Annotated in this window: 17 protein-coding genes; 4 read left to right on the top strand and 13 right to left on the bottom strand. The window is 74.1% G+C overall.

Going from position 1 to position 16,499, the window contains the following annotated elements; translation table 11 throughout:
• Positions 1-9: 9 nt before the first annotated feature.
• From AC4H2S_RS04010 to AC4H2S_RS04000, 3 genes are read right to left on the bottom strand one after another with little or no spacing between them, the layout of a single operon-like run.
• A complete protein-coding gene (locus AC4H2S_RS04010; RefSeq protein ID WP_491495662.1) occupies positions 10-837 on the bottom strand; it encodes a glycerophosphodiester phosphodiesterase family protein in 828 nt (275 codons plus the stop codon).
• A gap of 33 nt (positions 838-870) precedes the next feature.
• Positions 871-1,212: a UBP-type zinc finger domain-containing protein gene (locus AC4H2S_RS04005; RefSeq protein ID WP_491495661.1), complete on the bottom strand. Its 342-nt coding sequence runs from the start codon at positions 1,210-1,212 to the stop codon at positions 871-873.
• A 17-nt stretch (positions 1,213-1,229) separates the two neighbouring features.
• The gene (locus AC4H2S_RS04000; RefSeq protein WP_491495660.1) at positions 1,230-1,694 is read right to left on the bottom strand and encodes a DUF2087 domain-containing protein; all 465 of its coding nucleotides are present in this window, start codon (positions 1,692-1,694) and stop codon (positions 1,230-1,232) included.
• Between the two features lie 252 nt (positions 1,695-1,946).
• On the opposite strand from AC4H2S_RS04000, the gene AC4H2S_RS03995 reads away from it, so the two are divergent.
• Positions 1,947-2,768: an endo alpha-1,4 polygalactosaminidase gene (locus AC4H2S_RS03995; protein WP_491495659.1), complete on the top strand. Its 822-nt coding sequence runs from the start codon at positions 1,947-1,949 to the stop codon at positions 2,766-2,768.
• Here AC4H2S_RS03995 and AC4H2S_RS03990 read toward each other — a convergent pair.
• Positions 2,737-3,720: a TerC/Alx family metal homeostasis membrane protein gene (locus AC4H2S_RS03990; RefSeq protein ID WP_491495658.1), complete on the bottom strand. Its 984-nt coding sequence runs from the start codon at positions 3,718-3,720 to the stop codon at positions 2,737-2,739. The genes AC4H2S_RS03995 and AC4H2S_RS03990 overlap by 32 nt on opposite strands.
• A gap of 186 nt (positions 3,721-3,906) precedes the next feature.
• Here AC4H2S_RS03990 and AC4H2S_RS03985 point away from each other — a divergent pair, with 186 nt between their 5' ends.
• Positions 3,907-5,325, top strand: a complete 1,419-nt coding sequence (locus AC4H2S_RS03985; protein WP_491495657.1) for a dihydrolipoyl dehydrogenase family protein — start codon at positions 3,907-3,909, stop codon at positions 5,323-5,325.
• Positions 5,326-5,331: 6 nt separating this feature from the next.
• Here AC4H2S_RS03985 and AC4H2S_RS03980 read toward each other — a convergent pair whose 3' ends face one another.
• Together AC4H2S_RS03980 and AC4H2S_RS03975 are read right to left on the bottom strand one after the other, a co-directional pair.
• Positions 5,332-6,537, bottom strand: coding sequence for an ATP-binding protein (locus AC4H2S_RS03980; RefSeq protein WP_491495656.1), 1,206 nt, complete (start codon positions 6,535-6,537; stop codon positions 5,332-5,334).
• Positions 6,538-6,720: 183 nt separating this feature from the next.
• A complete protein-coding gene (locus AC4H2S_RS03975) occupies positions 6,721-6,975 on the bottom strand; it encodes a hypothetical protein (protein ID WP_491495655.1) in 255 nt (84 codons plus the stop codon).
• Between the two features lie 55 nt (positions 6,976-7,030).
• Between AC4H2S_RS03975 and AC4H2S_RS03970 the strand changes: the two genes are divergently transcribed.
• Positions 7,031-7,912 (top strand): Fpg/Nei family DNA glycosylase, encoded by an 882-nt coding sequence (locus tag AC4H2S_RS03970; RefSeq protein ID WP_491495654.1) that lies wholly within the window; start codon positions 7,031-7,033, stop codon positions 7,910-7,912.
• A gap of 39 nt (positions 7,913-7,951) precedes the next feature.
• Here the strand turns inward: AC4H2S_RS03970 and AC4H2S_RS03965 are convergent, their stop codons facing one another.
• The 4 genes from AC4H2S_RS03965 to aat all read right to left on the bottom strand — a co-directional run bounded on the left by AC4H2S_RS03965 (position 7,952) and on the right by aat (position 12,009).
• On the bottom strand, positions 7,952-10,153 hold the full coding sequence (locus AC4H2S_RS03965) for a copper-transporting P-type ATPase (protein ID WP_491495653.1): 2,202 nt from the start codon (positions 10,151-10,153) through the stop codon (positions 7,952-7,954).
• Between the two features lie 143 nt (positions 10,154-10,296).
• On the bottom strand, positions 10,297-10,686 hold the full coding sequence (locus AC4H2S_RS03960; protein WP_491495652.1) for a ClpX C4-type zinc finger protein: 390 nt from the start codon (positions 10,684-10,686) through the stop codon (positions 10,297-10,299).
• Positions 10,687-10,765: 79 nt separating this feature from the next.
• Positions 10,766-11,248, bottom strand: a complete 483-nt coding sequence (locus AC4H2S_RS03955) for a hypothetical protein (RefSeq protein ID WP_491495651.1) — start codon at positions 11,246-11,248, stop codon at positions 10,766-10,768.
• A 74-nt stretch (positions 11,249-11,322) separates the two neighbouring features.
• Positions 11,323-12,009, bottom strand: coding sequence for a leucyl/phenylalanyl-tRNA--protein transferase (aat, locus tag AC4H2S_RS03950; protein WP_491495650.1), 687 nt, complete (start codon positions 12,007-12,009; stop codon positions 11,323-11,325).
• Between the two features lie 101 nt (positions 12,010-12,110).
• On the opposite strand from aat, the gene AC4H2S_RS03945 reads away from it, so the two are divergent.
• Entirely contained in the window at positions 12,111-12,788 is a 678-nt protein-coding gene (locus AC4H2S_RS03945) for an EcsC family protein (RefSeq protein ID WP_491495649.1), read from the top strand.
• A gap of 137 nt (positions 12,789-12,925) precedes the next feature.
• Here AC4H2S_RS03945 and AC4H2S_RS03940 read toward each other — a convergent pair whose 3' ends face one another.
• From AC4H2S_RS03940 to AC4H2S_RS03930, 3 genes are read right to left on the bottom strand one after another with little or no spacing between them, the layout of a single operon-like run.
• Entirely contained in the window at positions 12,926-14,116 is a 1,191-nt protein-coding gene (locus AC4H2S_RS03940) for a hypothetical protein (RefSeq protein ID WP_491495648.1), read from the bottom strand.
• Positions 14,113-15,336 carry a hypothetical protein gene (locus AC4H2S_RS03935; RefSeq protein ID WP_491495647.1) on the bottom strand — a complete coding sequence of 408 codons (1,224 nt, stop codon included), beginning with the start codon at positions 15,334-15,336 and terminating at the stop codon, positions 14,113-14,115. Before AC4H2S_RS03935 ends, AC4H2S_RS03940 begins: the two co-directional genes overlap by 4 nt.
• The gene (locus AC4H2S_RS03930; RefSeq protein WP_491495646.1) at positions 15,333-16,418 is read right to left on the bottom strand and encodes a hypothetical protein; all 1,086 of its coding nucleotides are present in this window, start codon (positions 16,416-16,418) and stop codon (positions 15,333-15,335) included. Before AC4H2S_RS03930 ends, AC4H2S_RS03935 begins: the two co-directional genes overlap by 4 nt.
• Positions 16,419-16,499 lie beyond the last annotated feature (81 nt).

Below are 16,499 nucleotides of genomic sequence, written 5' to 3'. Positions count from 1 at the left end.
CCCGAGAACCTATCCGCCCAGCAGCTCCAGCATGTAGGCCGGCCGGTCGCTGATGACGGCCGCCACACCCAGGCCAAGGCACAGCTCGAGGTCGTCGGCGGTGTTGACGGTCCAGACGTGGATCTCGCGGCCCTCGGCGACCAGGTGCCGGCCCAGTCCGGGGTGGTCGCGCAGCTCACGGATGCCGGGCCCGATGATCCAGTCGTCGCCGGCGACCGGTCGCAGCACCGGCCAGCGGTGGGCCTTCTCGATCAGCAGCACCACGTCGAGCGCCGGCGCGAGCCGCCGGACGCGGTTGACGGCGTTGAGGGAGAAGCTCATCACCCGCGCCGGCGAGCCCGGCCCGTCCCACCCGAAGTCGCCCAGCGTGTCCACCAGCCGGCGCTCGACCAGGCCGCCGTAGCGGGTCGGGTGCTTGGTCTCGATGGCCAGCTCGACGCGCCGGTCGTAGTCGGCCACCGTCTCCAGCAGCCGGCGCAGGGTGAGCACCTTGCCCGCCTCGGGGTCGCGGTCGGGGGCCTCGTCGTCGAGGTCGGACCACGGGTTCTTCCACGACGCGAAGTCGAGCTCGTCGAGCTCGGCGAGGTTCATCGTCGAGACGATCCCCTCGGTGGAGGCGGTACGCCGCAGGTCGCGGTCGTGCACGCACACGAGGTGGCCGTCGGCGGTGAGCCGCACGTCGCACTCGAGCGCCTCCGCCCCCTCGTCGAGGGCCTTCACGTAGGCCGTCAGCGTGTGCTCGGGGCTCGCGTGGCTGCTGCCCCGGTGAGCCACCACCTGCGGCCGCCGTCGAGGATCAGCCGTGCGGGTGGCGCGGGTGCGCCGCGTACGTCGCATGGGTCGAGCATGCCACGGGACGGGCCCGGGGCATCAGTGGACGTGGTCGCGCCAGTCGTCGGGCACTCGGCCGGCAGGCCCCGGCACCGGCTGGTCCTCGGGCCGGCTCTGCGGGTCGGCAAGCCGCGGGCCCGTCACGCCGACGGAGCGGTCGAAGTCCCAGAACCAGTCCTCGCCCGGCTCGAAGCTCTGCATCACCGGATGACCGGTGGCCCGGTGGTGCGCGGTCGCGTGCTGCGACGGGCTCGAGTCGCAGCACCCCACGTGCCCGCACTGGGCGCACCGTCGCAGGTGCACCCACCACCCGCCGGCCTCGTCGCACTCCACGCACCCGGACCCCGACGGGGGCACCTCGGGATCGATCCCAGCCGTCATGGCCCCAGCCTGCCCGCTCAGGGCGTGTGGCGGAAGGCCCCCGCGAGGAAGCCCGGCAGCCAGTGCGCCTCCCAGTCGGGGATCTCCTGGCGCTCGACCGCGGAGCGCGTCGGCGCCTGCGCGGCCGTGCGGTAGCGGCCGTCCGCGCGCTGGAGGTAGTGGTAGTTGACCAGCTCGCGGCGCAGGTAGGCGACGTCCTCGTGGACACCGCGCAGCACCTCGTTGACCTCGGCCTCGGAGTAGTCGCGGCCGGGCTCGAAGCGGCTGAGCACGTCGAGCAGCACCGCCGCCCGCACCTTGCGCCTCGCCGGCACCCGCGCGAGGCGTCCGTCGGTAACGAACCGGGCGACGACGCGCCGCTGCTCGGCCAGCGCGGCGTCGTACGCCTCCTGCTCGAGCGCCGACCGCGCGGCGGCGTAGCCCTCACCGGTCTGCGCCATGCGCGCTCGCACGACGCGCTTGAAGTCACTGTCCCTGGTCACTGTCGATCACCTTCGACTGCGCTGCGCCCCCAGTGCGCCGCTGCAGCGGGCGACGATCTGACCTGATCCGGTGGATGCGCCCGAGGATCTGCTCCCCTTCGCCTGGCTGCGCGGACTGGGGCCGACGCGTCGGGCTGGGCGGTGGACGGCGCCCTGGGCCGTGAGTCTCCCAGAGACTCACCGGCCAGGGCAACGAGGTTGTGACCCTCGATCCCGCCTGACAGCGGTGCCGGCAGCACCCAGACTGTGCGCATGCCGTCGTCGAAGCCACGAGTACGCCTCCACCGTCGCGCGCGTCCGCGACCGGGCGTGGGACGCAGCGGTGCCCTGCTGGCCGCGCTCCTGCTGGCCGCGACCCTCGCCCCGGCGGCGTACGCCGAGCCGGTGCCGCTGCCCGTCGGCACCGACGTCGACTACCAGCTCGGCGGGGTCGCCGCGCTGCCCGACCACGTCGGGATCGTGGTGCGTGACCGGGCGGCCGAGCCCGCTCCGGGTCGCTACAACGTCTGCTACGTCAACGGCTTCCAGACCCAGCCCGGAGAGCGACGCCTCTGGCGCCGCCACCCCGATCTGCTCCTCACCGACCGCGGCCGGCCCGTGGTCGACGAGGCGTGGGGCGAGCGGCTCCTCGACATCCGCACCCCCGCCACGCGCGAGCGGCTGGCCCGGATCGTCGGGCGCTGGACCCGTGGCTGCGCGCGCGACGGCTTCGACGCCGTGGAGTACGACAACCTCGACTCCTTCTCCCGCAGCCGGGGGCTGATCCGGGCGCGGCACGCACGCGCGTTCGCCCGGTTGCTCGTCGCGGAGGCGCACCGAGCCGGCCTGGCCGCGGGCCAGAAGAACTGGGCCGACTGGGACGGCACGCGGGCCGGCTTCGACTTCGCCGTCGCCGAGGAGTGCGGCCGCTACGACGAGTGCGATCGCTACGTCGACTCCTTCGGCGACCGGGTGCTCGTCGTGGAGTACCGGGCCCGTGACTTCTCCGCGACGTGCCGCGAGCACGGCGACCGCCTGGCCGTCGTGCTGCGCGACCGTGGCGTCACCCCCGCTGGCGTACGTCGCTGGTGCTGAGGCGCTCGCGCCGGTTGGCCCACAGGCTCGAGGCGATCGTCACGGCCAGGATGGCGAGGATCACGAACAGCGAGGCCAGGGTCGGCACGTCGGGCACCGACGGCCAGACCAGGTGGGCCCAGTGCAGCACCAGCTTGGCGCCGATGAAGCCGAGGATGGCTGCCAGTCCGTAGCTCAGGTGCCGCAGCGCGCCGAGGGCGCCCTCGAGCACGAAGTAGAGGGCGCGCAGGCCGAGCAGGGCGAAGGCGTTGGTGACGAACACCAGGTAGGGGTCGCCGGTGATGCCGTAGACCGCGGGCACCGAGTCCACCGCGAAGACGATGTCGGTGGCGAGCACGGCGAGCGTCACGAGGGCGAACGGGGTCAGTGCGCGGGCGCCGTCGCGCACGACCGTGAAGCGGGTGCCCTCGTAGTCGTCGGAGACCGGCATGAAGCGGCGCATCACGCGGACCACGCGCAGCTCGGCGACGTCGACCTCGTGCTCCTGGCCGCGGATCGCGTCGCGCAGCAGCTTGGCACCCGTGGCGAGCAGGATGGCGCCGAAGATCAGGAACACCCAGTCGAAGCGCGACAGCGCGGCCGCGCCGAGGGCGATGAAGATGCCGCGCAGCACCAGCGCCCCGACGATGCCGTAGAGCAGCACCCGCTGCTTGAGCACCTCCGGGACCGCGAAGGCCGCGAGCAGCAGCATGAAGACGAAGAGGTTGTCCACGCTCAACGTCTTCTCGACCAGGTAGCCGGTGTAGTACTCCAGCCCGCGGTCGCCGCCGTGGGTGTTCCACACGTAGAGGCCGAACGCCAGCGGCAGCGCGACGTAGAAGGCCGACCACGCGATCGCCTCGCGCATCGAGACCTCGTGCGGGCGGCGGGTGGCGATGAAGTCGACGACCAGCAGTGCGACCACGGCCGCGAGGGTGACGAACCACAGGGTGGGGGACGCGATGGACGACATGGATCTCCTCAGGGGTGAGCTCCTGAGGTCTCTCCCACCACGGCTGGGCCGTGGTCGCCGCCGGGGCGCCTGCGGAGGCGCCGTAGTGACCGGCGGTGGTTGATGGGGTACTCCCCTCGACGGGCGATGATAGTTGAACGTGCAAGCGGACCACCCCAACCGCGCGGCACGCCGTATCGTCCCCACATGGAGACACTCGAGTACGACGTCGTGGTCATCGGTGGCGGTCCCGCGGGCGAGAACGCCGCCCAGTACGCCGTGGAGGGCACCTCGATGACCGCCGCCATCGTGGAGCGCGAGCTGCTCGGCGGCGAGTGCAGCTATTGGGCGTGCATCCCCAGCAAGGCGCTGCTGCGCCCGATCGCCGCGGCCGACGTCACCGCCGACCTGCCTGGCGTCTCGACCGCGCGGGTCGCCACCAAGGCGCTCCTCGAGCGCCGCGACACGTGGGTCTCCCACTACGACGACTCCGGGCAGGAGCAGTGGGCCGGCGACGCCGGCCTCGCCGTGGTGCGCGGCGAGGCCCGGCTGGCCGGGGAGCGGACCGTGCGGGTCTCCAACGCCGACGGCGACCGGCTGCTGCGCGCACGACAGGCGGTGGTGATCGCCACGGGCAGCGCCGCCCACGTCCCCGATGCGTACGCCGACGTGCTGCCGTGGGGCTCCCGCGACGCGACGGGAGTGGTGGAGGTGCCCGACCGGCTGGTGATCGTCGGCGGGGGCGTGGTCGCCTGCGAGGCGGCGACCTGGATGAGCGCCCTCGGCTCGTCGGTCACCCTCGTCGTCCGGGGCCCGCGCCTGCTCGACCGCACCGAGCCGTTCGCCGGCGAGGCCGTGCTGGCGAGCCTGCGCGAGCGAGGTGTGACGGTGCTGCTCGGCACCTCCGTCGACTCCGTACGCCGCGCCGACCCGGCCGCGACCGGCACGGGCCGCGTCCACGGCGGCACCGTCACGCTCACCACCTCCGGCGGCGAGCTCGAGGCCGACGAGGTGCTGCTGGCGATCGGCAGGAGCCCGCGCCTCGACGACCTGGGCCTGTCGTCGGTGGGGCTGACCCCCGACGACGTCACGTCGGGACGGCTGCCGGAGTGGCTGCACGCGGTCGGCGACGCCAGCGGCGGCCCGCCGCTCACCCACTGGGGCAAGCACCAGGCCCGCCTCGTCGGCGCCAGGATCGCCGCGGCCGCGGCCGGCGACGTCGCGTGGGAGCCCGACCGCGAGGCGCCGGTGCCCCAGGTCGTCTTCACCGAGCCCGAGGTCGCCAGCGTGGGCCTCACCGAGGCGGAGGCGCGCGCAGCCGGTCACGACGTGGTGGTGAGCCGGGTGCCGACGTCGTCGGCCTCCGGCACCGCGCTCCTGCGCGACCACGTGGTCGGCGACGCCCAGCTCGTCGTCGACCGGCGTACGCGCCTGCTGCTCGGGGCGACCTTCGTCGGCGCCCGCGGCGGCGAGCTGCTCCACGCCGCGACCGTGGCGATCACGGGCGGCACGCCCGTGCACGTGCTGCGGCACGCCGTGGCGTCGTTCCCGACAGCTGCCGAGCTCTGGCTCCGGCTCCTCGAGGAGCTGCCGCGCGAGCTGCGTACGCCCCCGCCCGTGGACTGAGCGGTCTCAGCCGCGCTCGCGCAGGTAGCGCCCGAAGTGGGGGACGGTGAACGCGATGCGGCCGCGCTCTCCCGAGTAGACGAGCCCCTTCTTGAGCAGCGAGTCGCGGGCGGGCGAGAGCGACTGCGGCTTCTTGCCGAGCGCGGCGGCCACGTCGGCGCTGAGCACCGCGTCGCCCTCGGCCTCGCCGTCGGCGGCCTGCGCGATCGCGACGTCGGCCATCGCCATCAGGTAGTCGCGCTCCCCCGGCGTCGCCCGCTCGTAGCGCGAGCCGAAGAACCCGACCGCCAGCTCCGACTCGGCCTCGGGCGCCGCCACGGCGACGTCGGCGGCGGTGATCGGCGAGCGCGGGGCGAGGTCCCACACCGCCTTGCCGTAGGCCTGGATGAAGTAGGGATAGCCGCCGGTCGCGTCGTACATCGCGGCCAGGGCGTCGGGCTCGTAGGCCGCGTCCTCGTCGGCGGCCGGAGCCTCCAGCGCCCGGTCGGCGGCCTCGCGGGAGAGCCGGTCGATGCGCTGGTAGCGGAACAACCGCTCGCTGTAGGACTTGCTCGCGCTCAGCACGGCCGGCAGGTGCGGGAGCCCGGCTCCGACGACGATGACCGGCAGCCCCGACTGGCTGAGCTCGTGGCAGGCCGCGCAGAGGGCGGAGACGTCGTCGGGCCCGAGGTCCTGCATCTCGTCGATGAACACCGCGACGCCCTTGCCGACGTCGGCGGCGAGCCCGCCCAGGTCGGTGAAGAGCTCGACGAGGTCGATCTCGATGTCGCCGGAGTCGGCGCGGCCGCGTACGGCGGCGGCGTCGATGCCCGGGCTCCACTGGTCCTTCAGCTTCGCGCCCGCCCCGGCATTGCGGTGGGCGAACGACTTGATCACGCCCAGGACGTGGTCGACGGACTCCTCGTCGCGGTGGCCGAGCTCGCGCACGGCCTGGTGCAGCGCGCTGCTCAGCGGGCGCCGCAGCGTCTGGCCCGGGCGGGCCTCGAGCTTGCCGGTGCCCCAGCCCTTGCGCACGGCGGCGCCGCGCAGCGCGTTGAGCAGCACCGTCTTGCCGACGCCGCGCAGGCCGGTGAGGACCAGGCTGCGCTCGGGGCGGCCCTTGGCCACCCGCTCGAGCACCACGTCGAACGCCGCGAGCTGCTCGTCGCGACCGGCGAGCTCGGGCGGGCGCTGGCCCGCGCCGGGGGCGTAGGGGTTCCGGATCGGGTCCACGATCAGACCGTATCGGCGCGTCTAGGTCGTTCCTTAGATCGGCCGATAGTCGGCGAGTCGCAGTTTCCCCGGTCAGCCGGGGAAACCCAGACTTCTAGGGGTTTGTACGCCACGACAAGTCGGGGTTTCCCCGCCTGACCGGGGAAACCCCGGGCGAGCGCCCGGGAACAAGGGGGTGGGCGCTCAGCCGGCGTGCTGCGACCGCTCGACCCGCTCCCGCGCGGCGTCGTGGGCGTCGTCGAGACCGCGACGCAGCAGGGCGATCAGCTCGGGCACCTCGTCGGGGCCGAGACGGAAGGTGCCGGCGCAGACGTTGTCGCGCCACAGCGAGAGCACCACGAGCTGCGACTCCTGGTGCCACGTGACGCGGAGCGAGCGGTCGTCGCCGCGGCGGTCGAGGAAGACCGTCCCGGTGCGAGGCACGCGCGGCGGGGCCATGCGCCATTGTGACGCGCACGACACCGATCTGAGAAGACCTGCCTAGACTCGGTGCGTGCCCGAGCTGCCCGAGGTGGAAGCCCTCGTCCAGGACCTGCGCGGTCGCCTGGTGGGCCGCGCCATCAGCCGCGTCGACCTGGCCGCCTTCAGCGCCCTCAAGACGTTCGACCCGCCGCTGCAGGCCCTGCACGGCACGCTGGTCGACTCGGTGACGCGCCACGGCAAGTTCCTCGACATCGACGCCAGCGGGGTGCACCTGGTCATCCACCTCGCCCGCGCGGGCTGGATCCGCTGGCGCGACGAGGTGCCGGCCCTGCCGGCCCGGCCCAACAGCAAGAACCCGCTCGCCGCCCGCATCGTGATCGACGATCCCGACCTCGAGGCGCAGCCGGGCCTCGACATCACCGAGGCCGGCACGCGCAAGGGCCTGGCGATCTACGTCGTGCGCGACCCGCAGGAGGTCGAGGGCGTCGCCCGGCTCGGGCCGGACCCGCTGTCCGACGACTTCACGATCGAGGCGCTGCAGCGCATCCTCGAGGCCGAGGGACGCAAGCAGATCAAGGGCGTGCTGCGGATGCAGTCGATCATCGCGGGCATCGGCAACGCCTACTCCGACGAGATCCTGCACGCCGCGCGGATGTCGCCGTTCAAGCCCGCCAACAGCCTCGACGAGACCGACCTGCGCACGCTCTACGACGCCATCCGCGACACGCTGGGCGACGCCGTCCAGCGCTCCAGCGGGCTCCGGGCCAGCGAGCTCAAGGGAGAGAAGAAGAGCAACCTCGCCGTCCACGGCCGCACCGGCCAGCCCTGCCCGGTCTGCGGCGACGTGGTGCGCGAGGTGTCGTTCGCCGACTCCAGCCTGCAGTACTGCCCGACCTGCCAGACCGGCGGCAAGCCGCTCGCCGACCGCCGGATGTCGCGGCTGCTGAAGTAGCCGTCGTCGTCGTGGTCGTCCTCGGGGGCGGGAGCGGCGTCAGTCGAGGCGCTGGGTGCGCAGCCGCAGCGCGTTGGAGATGACGCTGACCGACGACAGCGCCATCGCGGCGGCGGAGAGCATCGGGGAGAGCAGGACGCCGGAGAACGGGTAGAGCACGCCCGCGGCGACGGGGATGCCGGCGGTGTTGTAGACGAACGCGAAGACCAGGTTCTGCCGGATGTTGGCCATCGTCCGCTCCGACAGCTGGCGGGCGCGGACGATGCCGGTGAGGTCGCCGTTGAGGAGGGTCACCCCGGCCGACTCGATGGCCACGTCGGTGCCGGTGCCCATGGCGATGCCGACGTCGGCGGCGGCGAGCGCGGGGGCGTCGTTCACGCCGTCGCCGGCCATGGCCACCACGCGGCCCTCGCTGCGGAGCCGGGCCACGACGTCGGCCTTGTGGTCGGGCAGCACCTCGGCCTCGACGCGGTCGATGCCCAGGCGGCGGCCGACGGCCTCGGCGGTCACCCGGTTGTCGCCGGTCAGCATCACGACCTCGATGCCCCGGTCGCGCAGCTCGCGCAACGCCTCCGCGGTGCTGTCCTTGACCGGGTCGGCGATCGCCACCAGCCCCACGGCGGCTCCGTCGGCGGCGACGAGGACGACGCTCGCCCCGTCGCCGCGGAGCCGGTCGGCCTCGGTCGCGCACGCGGACGTGTCGACGCCCTGGCCGGTGAGGAAGTCGCTGGTGCCCAGCAGCACCGTGCGGCCCTCGACGACACCCTGCACGCCACGGCCGGCCGGTGCGTCGAAGCCGGTCACGTCGGGGATCGGGAGCCCGCGCTCGTCGGCCGCGGCGACGATCGCCTGGGCGAGGGGGTGCTCGGAGGCCCGCTCGACGCCCGCGGCGAGGCGCAGGATCTCGTCCTCCGCCTCCGTCGCGGCACCCGGGGCGCCGGACCCGACGGGGACGACCGCGGTCACGGCCGGCCTGCCCTCGGTGAGGGTGCCGGTCTTGTCCACCACGAGCGTGTCGACCTTCTCGGTCTGCTCCAGCGCCTCGGCGTTCTTGATCAGCACGCCCAGCCGCGCGCCGCGTCCGACGCCGACCATGATCGACATCGGGGTGGCCAGGCCCAGGGCGCACGGGCAGGCGATGATCAGGACGGCCACGGCGACCACGAGCGCGTGGGCGAGCCGCGGCTCGGGCCCGACGATCGCCCACACGATGAACGCCACCACGGCGACGGCGATCACGGCGGGGACGAACACCGCCGCCACCGTGTCGACGGTGCGCTGGATCGGGGCACGGGAGCGCTGGGCCTCGGCGACCATCGTCACGATCCGCGCGAGCATCGTGTCGCGGCCGACCCGCTCGGCACGCATCACGAACCCGCCGGTCGTGTTGAGCGTGCCGCCGATCGCCCGGTCGCCGAGGCCCTTGACGACCGGCATCGACTCCCCGGTGACCAGGGACTCGTCGACCGAGGACGTCCCCTGCTCCACCATGCCGTCCACCGGCACCTTCTCGCCGGGACGCACCCGCAGCACGTCGCCGATCTGCACCTGCTCGAGCGCGATCTCCTCGTCGGTGCCGTCCTCACGCACCCGGCGGGCAGTGGTGGGCGACAGGTCGAGCAGCGCCTTGATGGCGCCCGAGGTCTGCTCGCGGGCGCGTAGCTCCAGCACCTGACCGAGCAGGACGAGGGTGGTGATGACCGCCGCGGCCTCGAAGTAGACGTCCACGGCGCCGTCGGAGCGGAACGCGTCGGGGAAGGCCCCGGGTGCCAGCGTGGCGACGACGCTGAACGCCCAGGCCACCCCGGTGCCCATCGCGATCAGCGTGAACATGTTGAGGTGACGGGTGCGCACCGAGGCCCAGCCGCGGACGAAGAACGGCCACCCGCCCCACAGCACGACCGGCGTGGCGAGGACGAGCTGCAGCCACGTCGAGGTGGTGGCGGGGACGGCGTCGTGCAGGGCCGGGACGAGGTCACGACCCATGCCGAGGACCACGACGGGGATCGAGAGGACCACGCCGACCCAGAACCGGCGGGTCATGTCGCGCAGCTCCGGCGACGGCCCCGACTCGGTGGTGACGACGACCGGCTCCAGCGCCATCCCGCAGATCGGGCAGGCCCCCGGGCCCTGCCGGCGGATCTCCGGGTGCATCGGGCACGTGTACTCCACGGCCTCGCCGTCCCCCCGGTGAGGTGCGGCGCCGGCCGATCCGTGCTCCCGGTGGGCGGGCGTGCTCACCCGGTCCACCTTACACCCGCATACCCCCTAGGGGTACCGGCTCTCCGCGCCCCCGAGCTGCGAAGGCGCCGGCCGGACCCAACCCCCGTGACGGTTCGACCGGCACCTCGCGCGTCAAGCCTAACCTGACGAGGGCGAGTTTCTCACGCAGTGGCGCCCTTGTCGGGCGTTCGGCGGGAGAAGCGCTCCCATGCCGCCTGCCGCGAGACGCCCAGCGCGCGCCCGATCTCCGCCCACGAGATGGCGCGGTCACGGAGCAGGTCGACCCACTCCTGGGCGAACGCGGCGTTCTGCTCGGCAGAGGCGAGGATCTGCGGCAGCGTGGCAAGGAGCTCGGCCTCGCTCATCCGCTCCCAGGGCATCTCCGCGCGGGCGGCCGTCCAGCGCGCCTCGTCGTGGAGGATCGCGTGGAAGTCGTCGACGCAGCGCTCGCACACCTGGGCGCCGAGCCCCCCGATCAGGCGCAGGTCGGTGTCCGGTCCGCCGGGCTCGCCACAGAACGAGCAGATCTTGCCCTCGCGCGCGATCACCATCGACACTTCCTCCCTCACCGGCACTGCGCGCACATCGTACGGCCCGGGCCGCGGCCCCGGACGCCGGCCGGAGCGGTCGTCAGCCGACGGTCTCCGGGGTCTCCAGCTCGGGGATGTCCAGGTCGTTCATCGGGTTGCCGCAGGTCTCGTCGAGGTAGTCGGCGAAGGCGTCGGTCTGCTCCTGCACCTGCTCCGAGGCGTCGGCGCCGCCGCTCTCGAGCTCCTTCAGGGCCTCGAGGGAGAAGTCGGAGGCGTCGATCTCCTCGGTCTGCTCGATGACCACCTCGAAGCCCTTGCGCGCCTCGTCGGGGATGCCGGCCGGCGTCCCGACCTCCTCCATCCGCGCACCCCAGTCCTGCACGGCGCGGGCCATGTCCTCGTCGCTCGGCAGCTGGGGGACGGTGGTGTCCTCCGGCACGAGGCCGGACATCATGCTGTTGGCCGCGGCGCAGAACTGGTCCTCGTCGGCGTCGGTGGGGGCATCGCCCGCCCCGCAGGACGTGGTGACGCCGGCGAGCAGCACCGCGGCGGCAGCCAGCCCGAGCCGGGCACGGATGGTCATCTCGGATCCCCTCCGGTGGGCGCGTCCCACCAGGCAGTCGCGTCGCGCTGGCGTCCAGCCTCTCGTGGCCGCCGCTACTCGTCCAACCGGAACGGCTCCGGCACCGGCAGGTCGAGGCAGCGGCCCAGCGACTCGAGGTAGTCCTCGCGCGAACGCCGTACGACGCCCAGCGAGGCCAGGTGCGGGGTCTGCCACTGGACGTCGAGCACCCGCCGGTCGGCGTGGCGGTCGCTCATCAGCTCGACGAGCGCCAGCAGCGCCACCTTCGACGCGTCGCGCTCGCGGTGGAACATCGACTCCCCCGCGAAGAGCCCGCCGACGCTCACGCCGTAGAGGCCGCCGGCCAGCTCGCCGTCGCGCCACGCCTCGACCGAGTGGGCCCACCCGAGGCGGTGCAGGCGCGAGTAGGCCCGGCGGAACTCCGGGGTGATCCAGCCGTCGGGGCGATCGCGGCTGCCGCACCGGGCGATGACCTCGTCGAACGCGGTGTCGATGCGGATCTCGAAGTCGCGCGCGGAGCGGCGCAGCGAGCGCGAGACGCGCAGCCCGTCGAGCGGCAGCACCCCGCGCTCGACGGGCGAGAACCAGCCCAGGTGCTCCTCGCCGTCCAGGGTCACGGGCATCGGGAAGAGGCCGAGGGCGTAGGCGGTGACCAGGGTGCCCGGCTCGAGGTCGGCGCCGAGCGCCACGAGGTCGTCATCGGGGTCCCACGTCGAGCGTGGGGGGAAGCCCCACGGCGTCGGAGCGGGGGCGATGGGCATCTCCAGCACGGTAGCGAACAACCGAATGGCTCGGAACGACATCCCGCTCAGGGGGCCCCGCGCCGAGCCGGCGGCGACCTGCGCGGTCGTACGATCGGGCCATGGGCCTGAAGCAGACCGTCGGGCGGCAGCTCGCCCCCCGCATCCAGGAGCTCGCACCCGGCCTCACCGGCGGTTTCGTGCGTGAGGCGCTCAACCGCGCGATCGACGGGGTCGGGCCGCTGGCTCCCGCCGCGGTCGCCGCCGGCAAGCAGCTGCGCGAGCAGCGGGGCGACGTCGAGCGGGCGATCCACGAGGTCATCGAGAACAACGTGCGCATCGCCGGGGCCCAGGGCTTCGCCACCAACGTCGGCGGGCTGGTCACGATGGCGGTCACCATCCCCGCCAACGTGACGGGCCTGGCGATCATCCAGTGCCGGATGGTCGCCGGCATCGCCCACCTCCGCGGTCACGACCTCGACGACCCGCGCGTACGCAACGCCGTCCTCGCGGTGCTGCTCGGCGAGGACCAGGTCGACGAGATGGTGAGGAAGCGCCGGCTGCCGAGCACGCCGATGGCGCTGGCCACCGCACCCATGCACGACCCCACCCTCGACGGCACCATCTCGGCCGTCGTGGCGACCGACATCATCACCCGGGTGGCGGGCAAGCGGCTGGCGACCACCCTCGGCCGCCGGGTGCCCGTGATCGGCGGCGTGGTCGGCATGAGCGCCGACGGCTTCGCCACCTGGCGGATCGGCCGCTACGCCGACCGCGAGCTGCTCGCGCGCCGCCGCTGAGCGTTCCGGCCCCCACTTGGAGGCCTGGTCTGACACCTGGAGGCCGTTGCGTCGGCCTCCAGGTGTCGGAGTCCCCGCTCGAGCGGGGACTTCGACATGACGACGAGGGCGGGCGGACGAACGAGCCCGGCCGCGGGTCAGCCGCGGCGGCGGAGCCGGCGGTAGACGTCGAGCGAGCCCCGGCCGGCGGCGGTCTCCTCGAGCGTGGTGACCACCTTGCGCCTGGCCCGGTAGGCGGGCGTCGCCCGGGCCCGCTCGAGCTGGTCGCGGGTCTCGTGGAGCTCGCGGTGGAGCCGCTCCTCGACCGCCCGCAGACGGGCGGCCTCCACGAGCAGGGCGCTGATCGCGTCGAGCGCGGGCGGCAGCAGCTCGTCGGCGGTGACGGCGTCGGGGTCGGCGTACGCGCCGAGGTCGGGGCCGCGCAGGTCGTCGAGCGAGCCGACCACGTCGTAGCCGCGCTGGGCCAGCACCTCGATCCAGTGGTCGGAGAGCCCGCGCGCCCACGCATGGTCGTCGGGCGGCAGGCCCAGCCGGGCCGAGGTCACGCTGCGCGAGAGGGTCTGGTGCGCCAGCGTCTCGCGGACCAGCGGGCGGTAGTCGGGGGGCGCGATGATCGAGGTGACCCGCTCGTTGATGGTGCGCAGCAGCGCGGTCTCGGGAACGCCGAGGGACGGGTTCTCCCGCTCGGCGGTCAGGTCGAGCGGCAGCCCGTCGAGGCCGAACGTCCGCGAGAACCGGCGCCACAGCTCGCCGCGGTCGGCGCCCGGCGGCGGCAGCGTCACCAGGTGGACGCGCTCGGACGGCAGCGAGGAGCCCCAGCGGTCGAGGATGTCGGGGACCTCCTGCACGGCCCAGAACCACGAGCCGATCCGCGAGTCGCGGGCGGGGTCGCGGATGGTCCGCAGGAACTGGGCGTAGGTGATGTGGCTGCGGTGCTTGACGTTCTCCTGCCACTCCGCGGGCACCTGGCGCACCAGGTCGCGCGCCGACAGGACGAGGTGGACCTCCGCGTCGCCCAGCGAGTCCAGCGCCCGCTCGACCTGGGTGGGCGTGGCCCGCGCGAAGATCTCGTGGCTGATGATCGAGGTGCCGTGCCACGACCGCACCTGCTCGGCCAGCCGGTCCCAGGCGCCGACCGCCTCGGTCTCGATGCCGCCCCACGGGAGCGTCATCAGGTCCAGCGCGGCCAGGAAGTGGGCGTCGAACCGGTCGGCCGGGTAGAGGATGTCGTGCTCGCGGAGCACGGACTGGTTGCGGAAGAGGACGTCCTGGAGGTACGACGTGCCGGTCTTGGGGCAGCCCACGTGCAGAAGCACCCGCCTGCTCACCGCTCCACCGTCCTCTCCACCACGTCGTGTCCGCCGGTCCGTCCCGGCCGCCTCGTCCCCGCCGGCGGCGGGTCCGTGCGCCACTGCGGGTCGACGATCATCCGGATCGCCAGGTCGAGCACCTGCCGATCGTCCGGGGCGTCCGCGCCGGCCCGGTCGGACCCGCGCGGGGCGAGGTCGGCGAGGTCGCCCACGACAGGGTAGCCAGCACGGGTCAGCGCCCGGGTGGTGCGGGCCGCCGACGCGACCACCCAGTCGTGCTCGGCGGCGGGCACGCCGACCGGCGCGACGCCGGTGTCGGGGATCCGCCGCTGCAGTGTGCGCATCAGCGCGGGGCGCTCCACGACCGGCACCCGCAGCCCGACGACGGCCGCGACGCGGCGCGCGAGCTCAGCCTGGTCGGCGCCCGGCACCCGCACGGGCGGCAGCCGGCGTACGCCGACCTGGCGCGGCAGCTGGTCGAGGTCGGTCACCACCCGGACGAACGGCCGGCGCCCGCCCCGCCGTCGTACGGAGTCGGCGAGGTCGACCCGGGCCGGCAGCTGGTCGCGCTGGCGCCAGAAGCGCAGCCAGTCGATCCAGGGACGGCTGCCGTGCTCGAAGCACCGCTGGGTCCAGGTGTGGGCGAGCAGGTCGTCGAGCGGTCCGCCGACGGCCACGACGAACGCCCGCGGGCCGCCCTCGGGCCGGCCCCGGGCGAGCAGGTGCTCGCGGGCGGCGGTGGCGACCAGCGGGTCGCCCACGAGGCGGTAGCGGCGGCGCCACGGCCGGGACAGGCGGGGGCGGACCGGGTCGGCGCCGAGCGCGACCAGGTCGTCGGCCAGGAGCGAGGCGGCGACCCGGAGCAGCTCGTGCTCGCCGACCGATGCCGGGTCGACCGGCCGGGGACCGAACGCGGCCGGCGCGGCCCCGACGAGCGGGAGGTCGGCCTTGCCGCGCCCGGCGGCGGGCGCCGCGAGCACCCGGTCGGCCAGCTCGGCGCAGGACCGGTCGTCGCGCGCGCCGGTGGCGCTCGCCCGGGCGACGTTGACGCGGCGCAGCAGCTCGAGCTGCTGGGCGCCGGGCAGCGCCCGCCCGGCAGCCGGGCGACCGGGGCCTGCGCCGGGGTCAGGGGCCGGTCCGGTCCACTCCAGCCACGGCGTCGTGCCACCGGCGCGCAGGTGGGCGATCCAGCCGTGCACGGACCCCGCCGGCCCGGTGGCGCCGGTCCGGCGCGTCACCGGTCGCGCAGCCGACGCGCGGTGTCGCGCAGCCGTCCGCCGAGGGTGTCGGAGGACGCGCGGGCGGCCGCCTCCTGCGTCATCACCGTCAGGGCGTCGAGCGCGGCGCCGAGCTCGAGCTTGGCGCGCACACGGTCGGGGTCCTTCCACTTCTCGCCCTCGGCGGGCCGGCGCGGGCGCAGGTCCTCCACGTCGCCGACGACGTCGACCCCGCTGCCCTTGATCCAGTCGATCCACAGGTCCGCCTGCTCCTCGGCGAAGCCGTAGCGGTCGGGAGGGAGCCGGACCGGGACCGCCGTGCGGGAGACGAGCACCTGCTGGGCGAGCAGCTCGCGGATCAGCGCGTCGTACGCCGGGTCGCGCCACACGCCGAGCTCGAGGCGCCGGTTGAGCTTGCGCAGCAGCGAGGTCTCGGCGATGCCGAGCGAGCGGTTGTCGCGCTCGGAGTCGAGCGGGGCCCACGCGGGGTCGATGCTGAAGGCCCGGCAGAACCGCAGCCACAGCTCGTCGCCGTTGGGGCCGCGGTCGTGGGGGACGGTGACGACGTGCACCCGCTCGGGAGGGAGCTTGGCGCCCCAGCGCGCGAGCACCGTCGGCAGGTCCATGGCGTTGAAGAACCACGTCTGGCTGCGCTCGACCTTGGTCAGGAACCGCTTGAAGGGCCACTTGCGGCCCTGCTTGATGGACTCCTGCCACGCGGCGGGGAGCTGGCGGCCGAGGTCGCGGGCGGAGTAGACGATGTGCACCTCCTGGCCCGCGAGGTCGTTCATCGCCCGGGCGACCTTGTCGGGCTTGGCGCCGGCGAGGATCTCGTGGCTGATCACCACGTTGCCGTCGGCGCGCCGCACCTTGCGCATCATCGAGTCCCAGGCGCCCTGGGCGTGACCGGGCGCGCCGCCCCAGTCCTGCTCGAGGAGGTCGAGCGCGGCCCGGAAGTGGAACATGTCCGAGCGGCCGCCCCGCGGGCTGGGGATCGTCACGCCGTGACGCGCCAGCGAGGAGGCGTTGAGCAGCAGCCGGTCCTGGAGGTAGGTCGTGCCGGTCTTGGGGGCGCCGATGTGGAGGTGGACGACGCGGCTCATGCGGGTGATTGTGCCCGAGCCGGGATGGCGCCGTGCGATGCGGCTGGCGAATCGCCCCGTCGACGACCGTGCGCCACCGGG

It is taken from the genome of Nocardioides sp. Z13_37 (genome assembly GCF_058355585.1).
Note: the sequence above shows the minus strand (reverse complement) of the source record. Positions and strands in the feature narration are given on the sequence as shown.